The following is a 9,531-nucleotide window of genomic DNA, read 5'->3' as shown; positions in this document are numbered from 1 at the left end:
ATAAATTATAGATCGTGTACATTTAGATGCAGCAATACCCCAACCCCATGTGACCCCAACCCCCAGCAGCCCAGGCGGGTGCTGTTGCCCTCCCCCCCCCCCCCGAACGCCACATTGGGTGCGTCTGACGCACCCAATGCCACATTGGGGCGCTCGGGGCCGGGCTGACCTGCCGGTAAGCCCGGGAGCCGGGGCGTCTAGGCTGGTGGGAAGGTCTTTCGGGAGGTCGGGTGTCGTCGGAGCCGGTCATCGGTGTGCTTGCCATGCAGGGTGCGGTGCGCGAGCACGTCGCCATGCTGGAAGACGCCGGCGCGCGGGCCAAGCCGGTGCGCCGGGCCGCTGAACTGTCCGAAGTGGATGGTCTGGTGCTGCCCGGCGGCGAGTCGACCACCATGTCGCGGCTGCTCGAAACTTTCGAGCTGCTGGAACCACTGCGGGCGCGGATCGCCGACGGACTGCCCGCCTTCGGGTCGTGCGCCGGGATGATCCTGCTCGCGCGGCAGACCCTCGACGGGCGGCCGGACCAGCAGCAGCTCGGCGGGCTCGACGTCGTCGTCCGGCGCAACGCCTTCGGCAGGCAGGTCGACTCCTTCGAAGCCGACCTCGACTTCGCCGAGGTGGACGAGGGGCCGGTGCACGCGGTGTTCATCCGGGCCCCGTGGGTCGAGAAGGCCGGTGACGGCGTCGAGGTGCTGGCCACGGTCAGCGGCGTGCCCGGCGTGGGAGACGAGACCGCTAGGATCGTCGCGGTCCGGCAGGGGGCGGTGCTGGCGACCGCGTTCCACCCGGAGCTGACGCCCGACGTGCGGGTGCACCGGCTGTTCGTCGACCTCGTGCGGAAGGCTTCCTGAGACGCGGTGCCCGGCCGGGGTACGGAACAGATGGAGGAGAGATGAGCGGCCACTCCAAGTGGGCCACCACGAAGCACAAGAAGGCCAACCTCGACGCGAAGCGCGGCAAGCTCTTCGCGCGGTTGATCAAGAACATCGAGGTGGCCGCGCGGACCGGCACCGGGGGTGGCGACCCGGATGGCAACCCCACGCTCTACGACGCCATCCAGAAGGCGAAGAAGAACTCGGTCCCGCAGGACAACATCGAGCGCGCCCGCAAGCGCGGCGCCGGTGAAGAGGCGGGCGGCGCCGACTGGCAGAACATCACGTACGAGGGCTACGGCCCCAACGGCGTGGCGGTGCTGATCGAGTGCCTCACCGACAACAAGAACCGCGCCGCGATGGAGGTCCGCACCGCGCTCACGCGCAACAACGGCTCCCTCGCCGACCCGGGCTCGGTCGCCTACATGTTCACCCGCAAGGGCGTCGTGATCATGCCGAAGGGCGACGCGTCGGAGGACGACGTCCTCATGGCGGTCCTCGACGCGGGCGCCGAAGAGGTCAACGACCTCGACGAGAGCTTCGAGATCGTCTCGGAGGGCGGCGACCTGGTCCCGGTGCGCAAGGCACTGCAGGAGGCCGGCTTCGAGTACGAGTCGGCCGAGCTGACGTTCCTCCCGTCGGTCAGCGTCCCCCTGGACGCGGACGGCGCGAAGAAGGTGTTCAAGCTGATCGACGCCCTCGAAGACTGCGACGACGTCCAGAACGTCTACGCGAACTTCGACGTGTCCGACGAGGTGCTCGCCGAAGTCGGCTGAGTTTTCCTTTACGCCGCACCATTTCCAGGCCCGGGCCGGAAACTTTCCGGCCCGGGCACTGGGCGGCGGCGGGCTCGTCAGGCAGAATGTGCGCCGTGACCTCGACGACCCCCGCCGCTTCCGCCGACATCACCGCCGACATCACCGCCGAACTCTCCGCGGACGAACTGCGCCTGATCGAATGGATCGAGACGCAGGCGAAGGAACGCGGCAACGCGGTCATCACGGTCGCGGGTGACGACGAGGGCGCGGGCTACTGCTTCACCGCCTGCGCGTGGGCGCTGCACCACGTCCCCGAGGCCGTCGTCGTCGGGCTGCCCGACCAGATGGGCCAGGTACTGCTCGACGCCTACGTCGACCGCGCGGCCAACGGCGAGATCTTCGAGGTCGGCAAGCGCTACGACGACTTCTTCGAAGGCGTCCCGGTCGTCCTCGAGCGCGTCAACAAGGGGCACTACCCCGAGTTCTTCGGCACGGCGTTCCTCATCTACCCCGACGGCGACTTCCCGGCCTTGCAGCTGATCGTCGCCACGCCCGAGGGCAAGTTCCCCTGGCACCCGGACGCACCTGAAGGTTTCGCCCGGTGGCAGCTGGTGCTGACCGAGAGCGGCGACCCGGAGAGCTGGACCCCCGGCGTCGACGGTCCCTAGAACTTCCGCAGGTCGGCGGCCGCTTCCGGATACCGCACAGCAAGGTCCGCGGCGGCCGCGAACTCCACGCAGCCGTCCGTGTAAGGCGGCACGACGACGGTGCCGAGCAGGCTCCACGAACCGCGCGTGACCGTGGCCTGCCAGGTCCCCGCGGGCACGACGACCTGCGGCCGCTCGCCGGCGGCGACGTCCGTCCCCAGCACCGGCCGCTCGACCGTGCCGTCCGGGTGCAGCAGCAGCATCTCCGCGGGCGCCCCCGCGTGGTGCGCGTAGACCTCGACGCGGTCCAGCCGGTGCGGCGCGGAGGACTCCGGCGCGACGAGCAGGTAGTAGATGGCGGACCCGGTCTCCGAGCGCCAGCTCTGCGCCCACCGCCCGCCTTCGACCGGCAGGGGCTCAAGACCCAGGTGGGTGACGAAATCCGAGGGCTCCGGCATGTCACCCATCCTGCCGCAGGCGCGCCCAGTAGCCTGCTGCTCGAACTGGTGTTCGCGGCGGGAAGGAAGACTTGTGCGGGTGCTCGGGGTCGACCCCGGTCTGACCAGGTGCGGCCTGGGGGTCGTCGACGGCGGCAAGGGCCGGGCTGTCCGCTGCGTCGCCGTCGACGTGGTGCGGACGCCGGCCGACGCCGACCTGGCGCACCGGCTGCTCGGCATCTCCGACGAGGTCGAGCGGTGGATGGACAAGTACAAACCGGAAGCCGTGGCCGTCGAGCGCGTCTTCGCCCAGCACAACGTGCGGACCGCGATGGGCACCGCGCAGGCCGGCGGGGTGGTCGCCCTGGCCGCCGCGCGCCGGGGGCTGCCCGTCGTCTTCCACACGCCGAGCGAGGTGAAGGCCGCGGTCAGCGGGTCGGGCCGGGCAGACAAAGCGCAGGTCACCGCCATGGTGATGCGCCTGCTCAACCTCGAGGTCGCCCCGCGCCCGGCCGATGCCGCGGACGCCCTGGCCCTGGCCATCTGCCACCTCTGGCGCGAGCCGATGCGCGCCCGGCTCGCCGAAGCCGAGGCCCGCGCGGCCGAGATGGCCCGCACGCACAAGGCCCGGCTGGCCGCGGCTGCGAAGCAAGCGTCGCCCAACACTGCGGCGAAGCAAGCCATGATCACCAAGACGAAGAAGCCTGGAGCAGCACGATGATCTCGTCGGTACGCGGGGAAGTCCTTTCGGTCGGCCTGGACCACGTCGTGGTCGAGGTCGGCGGGGTCGGCCTCGCCGTCCAGGCCACCCCGGCGACGCTGGCCACCCTGCGCCGCGGCGAAGAAACCCGGCTGCACACCGCGCTGGTGGTGCGCGAGGACTCGCTGACGTTGTTCGGTTTCGCCGACGCCGACGCGCGGGAGCTGTTCGGGCTGCTGCAGACCGTGTCCGGGATCGGGCCTCGGCTCGCGCTGGCCACCCTCGCGGTGCTCGACCCCGGCAAGCTGCGGGCCGCGCTGGTGGAAGGCAACATCACCGTGCTCACCTCGGTGCCCGGCATCGGCCGCAAGGGCGCCGAACGGCTGACCCTCGAGCTGCGCGACAAGGTCACCGCGCTCGGCGGCGGCGACGTCCCCGCGGTCACCGCGCCCGGCGCCCTGCGCGCGGAGGTCGTCGAGGCGCTGGCCGGGCTCGGGTTCCCGGCCAAGCAGGCCGAGCAGGCCGTGGACAAGGTCCTCGCCGAAGGCGACGGGCACACGACCGCCGGCGTGCTGCGCGCTTCGCTGGCCACCCTCGGCCGGAAGCGGTAGGGCCCCTTCATGGACTATGAGGCCGTGACCGAGGACGAGGACGACGCCCTTTCGGCGTGGGCCCAGACCGGCGAGGAGAACGTCGAGGGCACGCTGCGGCCCCGCAAGCTCGACGAGTTCGTCGGCCAGCCGCGCGTGCGGGAGCAGCTGGAGCTGGTGCTGGAGAGCGCGCGCCGCCGCGGCGTGCCGCCCGACCACGTGCTGCTGTCCGGCCCGCCCGGGCTGGGCAAGACGTCGATGGCGATGATCGTCGCGGCCGAGCTGGGCGCGGCGCTCCGGATCACCTCCGGCCCCGCGCTGGAACGGGCCGGCGACCTCGCCGCAATGCTGTCCAACCTGGCCCCCGGCGACGTGCTGTTCATCGACGAGATCCACCGGATCGCCCGGCCCGCCGAGGAGATGCTCTACCTCGCGATGGAGGACTTCCGGGTCGACGTCGTCGTCGGCAAGGGCCCGGGCGCCACCAGCATCCCCCTGGAGATCGCGCCGTTCACGCTCGTCGGGGCGACCACGCGGTCGGGGTCGCTGACCGGGCCGCTGCGCGACCGGTTCGGCTTCACCGGCCAGATGGAGTTCTACACCGACACCGAGCTGGAGCTGATCGTCCGGCGGGCCGCGACGATCCTCGACATCCCGATCGACCGCGACGGCTGCGCGGAGATCGCCGGCCGCTCGCGGGGCACGCCCCGGATCGCGAACCGGCTGCTGCGGCGCGTGCGCGACTACGCCGAGGTCCGCGCCGACGGCAAGGTGACCGTCGAGATCGCCCGCGCGGCGCTGGCCGTCTACGACGTCGACGAGCTGGGGCTCGACCGGCTCGACCGGGCCGTGCTTACCGCCCTGACCAGGTCGTTCGGCGGCGGGCCGGTCGGGATCTCGACGCTGGCGGTCGCCGTGGGGGAGGAGTCGACCACCGTGGAAGAGGTGTGCGAGCCCTATCTCGTGCGCGCCGGTATGCTCGCCCGCACCCCGCGGGGCCGGGTCGCCACGGCGGCCGCCTGGGAGCACCTCGGCATGGTGCCGCCCGCCGACCACCCGGGGCGCCCCGACCCGGGCGGGCTCTCGCCGTTCGAGCAGGACTGAGCGGCCGGAACCGGCGGGTGGGTGCTGGCGTCCGCGCTGGTACCTGGCACACTTGACCGGAGCACATACCCAAAAACCGGACATTTCGGCTGGGCCCGGTGTCCGTCGAACGGAGAATCATGCAACAGCTATTGCTGCCCCTGCTGCTCGTGCTCGTCCTCGCCGTGCCGTTGGTGATGAGCACGCGAAAGCAGAAGAAGCAGCAGGCCGCGCAGCAGGACCTGCAGAGCAGCCTGTCCGCCGGTGACCGCGTGATGACCACCTCGGGTCTCTACGGCACCGTCGCCGACGCCTCCGGTGACACCACGATCGACATCGAGATCGCCCCCGGCGTCGTCACCACCTGGCTGCGGCTCGCGATCCGCGAGAAGGTCGAGCCGGTCGTCGAGACCGAGGAGGACTCGGCCGACGAGGTCGTGGAGGCCCCCGCCGAGGAGTCGCTCATCGAGTCGGGTGCCGGCATCAAGAACGAAGACGAGCCGCAGACCACCGCTCAGGTGGCGCCGCCGCTGGAGCACGGCAAGAAGTAACCCCCGCGGCACCCTGGGCGTGGCCGCGGAAACGCCCGACGAAAGTCGGTGTGGCCTCGCACGCCGGGCTCACGCAGCACCGAGTACTGTCTCGGTGCTGCGTGCGTGTCCGCCGTCATACCCGCGCCCGGGAGTGAATCGCACACAGTCCCTCCCGGTAACCCTCCGGGCGGGCACCGCAACTTGGGGGTCCACCCCGTCCGAGGAGACCGAAGCACCGTGGCAGCTTCAGCCGGGCATCTCCGCCCGGGACGCTATCTCGCCCTGTTCGCCTTGATCGTGATCGTGCTGTACGCGCTGGTGTTCCTCACCGGCAACCACAAGCCGACCCCGAAGCTGGGCATCGACCTGCAGGGTGGCACTCGCGTCACGCTCACCGCCCGCACCCCCGACGGTGGCCAGCCCACCCGGGAGTCCCTGGACCAGGCGCGCCAGATCATCGAGCGGCGCGTCAACGGGATCGGCGTCGGTGGCACCGAGGTCCTCCTCGACGGCAGCAACGTCGTCATCACCGTCCCCGGCGAGCAGGGCGACCAGGCGAAGAACCTGGGCAAGACCGCGAAGCTGGGCTTCCGGAAGGTCGTCGCGAACGCGACGCAGCCGGTCGTGCCGCCGCAGACCACGCCGCCGCCGGCCACGGGCACGCCGACAGGAACGCCGACGGGGGCCCCGAGCAGCTCGGCGCCGCCGTCTTCGGGCGCTCCGAAGGCCAGCTCCAGCGCCCCGCCGTCGAGCCCGGCCGCCGGTGGTGGCGGTGCCCCCGCCGCGGCGCCCGCGCAGCAGCAGAGCACCACCCCGGCCCCGCCGAGCAGCAGCACCCCGCCGCCGCCCGCGTCGAGCCAGGCGCCCGCGGACGACTCGGTCGACGAGCAGACGGCCAAGGAGATCCAGGCCGCCAAGGCGCTGCGGCAGAACCCGCAGCTGATCGGCGCCGACGGCACCGCGAACCAGGAGCTCGTCACGCAGGCGATGGCGTCGCTCACCTGCGCGCCGAACGCCAAGGACCCGCTCGAGGGCAACGACGACCCGAAGCTGCCGCTGGTCGCCTGCGGTGACCACGACACGTACAAGTACCTGCTGGAGCCGGAGTTCCTGCCGGGCACCGAGATCGCCGACGCGAGCTCGGGCTACGACCAGCAGCGCGGCCAGTGGGTGGTGAACCTCAGCTTCAAGGGCGAGGGCACCAAGACCTGGGCGGACTTCACCTCGAAGAACGTCAACCAGCAGGCGGCGTTCGTGCTCGACACGCAGGTCGTGTCCGCGCCGAACATCCAGGTGGCCATCCTCGACGGCAACACCCAGATCACCGGCAAGTTCACGCAGTCCGAGGCGAAGGACCTCTCGGACATCCTCAAGTACGGCTCGCTGCCGCTGTCGTTCGCTTCGTCGGACGCCACCACGGTGTCGGCCACGCTGGGCTTCGCCTCGCTGCAGGCGGGCCTGATCGCCGGCGGCATCGGCCTGCTGGTGGTCTTCGTCTACTGCTTGTTCTACTACCGGCTCCTCGGCGTGCTCACCATCCTGTCGCTGGCGTTGTCCGGCGCACTGGTGTTCGCGGTGCTGGTGCTGCTCGGCCGCTGGATCGGCTACACGCTGGACCTGGCGGGCATCGCCGGCCTGATCATCGCCATCGGGATCACGGCGGACTCGTTCGTCATCTACTTCGAACGGCTGAAAGACGAAATCCGGGAGGGCCGGACGTTCCGGTCCGCGGTGCCCCGCGGCTGGACCCGCGCCCGGCGCACCATCCTGGCTTCGGACGGCGTGAGCTTCCTGGCCGCGGCCATCCTGTACGTCATCGCGGTCGGTGACGTCCAGGGCTTCGCGTTCACCCTCGGCATGTCCACGGTGCTCGACCTGGTGGTCGTGTACCTGGTGACGCACCCGCTGGTGGCCATGGTGTCCACGTCGAAGTCGTCGTTCCTGTCCAATCCGAGGAACCTGGGCCTCGGCGCCGTGCAGCAACTGGGTTCGCAGCGGAAGAAGTCGACCACGGTCGGCCGCGCGAACGTGAAGGAGGCCTGACGTGGGGGTCGAAGAACTGGGCACGGACGCCGAAGGCAACACCAAGGCCGCCGTCCGGCCGGGCAAGAAGGAAAGCGTCTTCCACCGCCTCTACGTCGGCACCGGCGCGTTCGACGTCATCGGCAAGCGCAAGCGCTGGTACGTGTTCTTCGGCGCGCTGGTGCTCGTGTGCCTCGCGTCGATGGTCATCCGCGGCTTCAACCTCGGCATCGAGTTCGAGGGCGGCACGCAGATCCAGATGCCGGCCGCCGGCATCCACGGCGTGATCACCGAGGACCAGGCCAAGGAGTCGTTCCAGAAGGCGCTCGGCCACCCGGCCGCGGAGACGCAGAAGGTCGGCACGGGTGCCGCGTCGACCATCCAGATCCGCACCGAGACGCTGAACGCCGGCGAAGTCGGCAAGCTCAAGCAGGTGCTGTTCCAGGACCTGGGGCCGAAGGACGCCAACGGGCAGCCGAGCGCGCAGACGATCAGCGACAGCGCGGTGAGCGCGTCCTGGGGCGGGGAGATCTCGCAGAAGGCGTTGCTCGCGCTCGCGGTGTTCCTCGTCGCGGTGGTCATCTTCCTGGCGATCTACTTCGACGCGCGGATGGCCGTGGCGGCGCTGGTCTCGCTGCTGCACGACATCCTGGTCACCGCCGGCGTGTACTCGCTGGTCGGCTTCGAGGTCACGCCGGCGACGGTGATCGGCCTGCTGACCATCCTCGGGTTCTCGCTCTACGACACGGTGGTGGTGTTCGACAAGGTCCGCGAGAACACGCGCGGCCTGCTCGGGCTGACCCGCCGCACCTACGGCGAGGCCGCGAACCTGGCGCTGAACCAGACCCTGATGCGGTCGTTCAACACGGCGTTCATCGCGCTGCTGCCGATCCTGGGCCTGCTGATCGTCGGGTACGTCCTGCTCGGCTCGGGCACGCTGCAGGACCTGGCGCTGGTGCAGCTCACCGGCACCCTGGTCGGCGTGCTCTCGTCGGTCGCGCTGGCGACGCCGCTGCTGGTCGACTTCAAGATGCGCGACCCGAAGTACCGGCAGCAGGCCGAGCGGGTGCAGCAGCGCCGGGCCAGCCAGGAGCGCAAGGCAGCCGGCGCCGAGGACTTCGACGCTTCGGACGACGACTCCCTGGCGAAGGAACTGCGCAAGGAAAAGGCGTACGCGGCCGCGGCCAGCGTCCCCGCCCGGATCCAGAAGCAGCGCCCGGCCGGCAAGCCCGCGGGCAAGCGGAAGCGCTGACGTGCAGCTGGACGACGCCCTCGGCCTGATCGCCGAGGTGCCGGACTTCCCGGAGCCCGGCGTGCTGTTCCGCGACCTGAGTCCGCTGTTCGCGGACGCGGGCGCGTTCAAAGCGGTGACCGACGCGCTGGCGGGCACTCTCGACCCCGGGGTCGAGGCGCTCGCCGGCGTGGAGGCCCGCGGGTTCCTCCTCGCCGCGGCCGTCGGGTACGCCCGCGGCCTCGGCGTGGTGCTGGTCCGCAAGCCCGGCAAGCTCCCGAAGGTGGCGGGCCGGGTGGACTACGCGCTGGAGTACGGCACGGCGACGGTCGAGCTCCCGGCGGACGTCGTCCGGCCGGGCCAGCGGATCGCGATCCTCGACGACGTCCTGGCCACGGGCGGCACGGTCGCGGCGACGGGCAAGCTCCTGGAGGACGTGGGAGCCGTCGTCGACAGCGTGTCGGTGGTCCTGGAACTGGGTGCGCTGGGCGGCCGCGCGGTCCTCGGCGACCGGAAGGTCCACGCCCTGCAGGTTTGCTGAACCCGTAACTCGCGTGATCAGGTCCGTAATTCGCGTGATCGGGGCCGGAACTCGCGAGTTCCGGCTCCAGTCACGCGAGTTCGGTCCGGAATCACGCGGGTTACGGGTTCGCCACGC

At 70.9% G+C, this 9,531-nt stretch carries 11 protein-coding genes; 10 read left to right on the top strand and 1 reads right to left on the bottom strand.

All coding sequences use genetic code 11. The features are described from left to right. Positions 1–230 precede the first annotated feature (230 nt). From pdxT to AB0M83_RS40650, 3 genes are all read left to right on the top strand, one after another. Entirely contained in the window at positions 231–851 is a 621-nt protein-coding gene (pdxT, locus tag AB0M83_RS40660) for a pyridoxal 5'-phosphate synthase glutaminase subunit PdxT (protein ID WP_364525873.1), read from the top strand. Between the two features lie 41 nt (positions 852–892). Beyond that, positions 893–1,648, top strand: coding sequence for a YebC/PmpR family DNA-binding transcriptional regulator (locus AB0M83_RS40655; RefSeq protein ID WP_155549612.1), 756 nt, complete (start codon positions 893–895; stop codon positions 1,646–1,648). Positions 1,649–1,734: 86 nt separating this feature from the next. Continuing rightward, entirely contained in the window at positions 1,735–2,298 is a 564-nt protein-coding gene (locus tag AB0M83_RS40650) for a DUF4262 domain-containing protein (RefSeq protein ID WP_364525871.1), read from the top strand. Here AB0M83_RS40650 and AB0M83_RS40645 read toward each other — a convergent pair. Continuing rightward, a complete protein-coding gene (locus tag AB0M83_RS40645) occupies positions 2,295–2,735 on the bottom strand; it encodes a cupin domain-containing protein (RefSeq protein ID WP_364525869.1) in 441 nt (146 codons plus the stop codon). The genes AB0M83_RS40650 and AB0M83_RS40645 overlap by 4 nt on opposite strands. Before the next feature lie 73 nt (positions 2,736–2,808). On the opposite strand from AB0M83_RS40645, the gene ruvC reads away from it, so the two are divergent. From ruvC to AB0M83_RS40610, 7 genes are all read left to right on the top strand, one after another. Further along, the gene (ruvC, locus tag AB0M83_RS40640; protein WP_364525867.1) at positions 2,809–3,435 is read left to right on the top strand and encodes a crossover junction endodeoxyribonuclease RuvC; all 627 of its coding nucleotides are present in this window, start codon (positions 2,809–2,811) and stop codon (positions 3,433–3,435) included. Continuing rightward, complete coding sequence (gene ruvA, locus AB0M83_RS40635; RefSeq protein WP_364525865.1) at positions 3,432–4,025, top strand: Holliday junction branch migration protein RuvA; 594 nt, start codon at positions 3,432–3,434, stop codon at positions 4,023–4,025. Before ruvC ends, ruvA begins: the two co-directional genes overlap by 4 nt. Positions 4,026–4,034: 9 nt before the next feature. Beyond that, complete coding sequence (ruvB, locus tag AB0M83_RS40630) at positions 4,035–5,108, top strand: Holliday junction branch migration DNA helicase RuvB (RefSeq protein WP_364525863.1); 1,074 nt, start codon at positions 4,035–4,037, stop codon at positions 5,106–5,108. Between the two features lie 119 nt (positions 5,109–5,227). After that, entirely contained in the window at positions 5,228–5,638 is a 411-nt protein-coding gene (gene yajC / locus AB0M83_RS40625; protein ID WP_364525861.1) for a preprotein translocase subunit YajC, read from the top strand. 219 nt (positions 5,639–5,857) lie between these two features. Further along, entirely contained in the window at positions 5,858–7,663 is a 1,806-nt protein-coding gene (gene secD / locus AB0M83_RS40620; protein WP_364525859.1) for a protein translocase subunit SecD, read from the top strand. Position 7,664: 1 nt separating this feature from the next. After that, complete coding sequence (secF, locus tag AB0M83_RS40615) at positions 7,665–8,894, top strand: protein translocase subunit SecF (RefSeq protein WP_364525857.1); 1,230 nt, start codon at positions 7,665–7,667, stop codon at positions 8,892–8,894. A gap of 1 nt (position 8,895) precedes the next feature. Then, positions 8,896–9,414: an adenine phosphoribosyltransferase gene (locus tag AB0M83_RS40610; RefSeq protein WP_364525855.1), complete on the top strand. Its 519-nt coding sequence runs from the start codon at positions 8,896–8,898 to the stop codon at positions 9,412–9,414. Positions 9,415–9,531: the final 117 nt, after the last annotated feature.

This window comes from Amycolatopsis sp. NPDC051106 (assembly GCF_040682775.1).
Lineage (GTDB): Bacteria > Actinomycetota > Actinomycetes > Mycobacteriales > Pseudonocardiaceae > Amycolatopsis.
The sequence above is the reverse complement of the archived record's forward strand: the minus strand, read 5'-3'. Positions and strand labels throughout refer to the sequence as shown.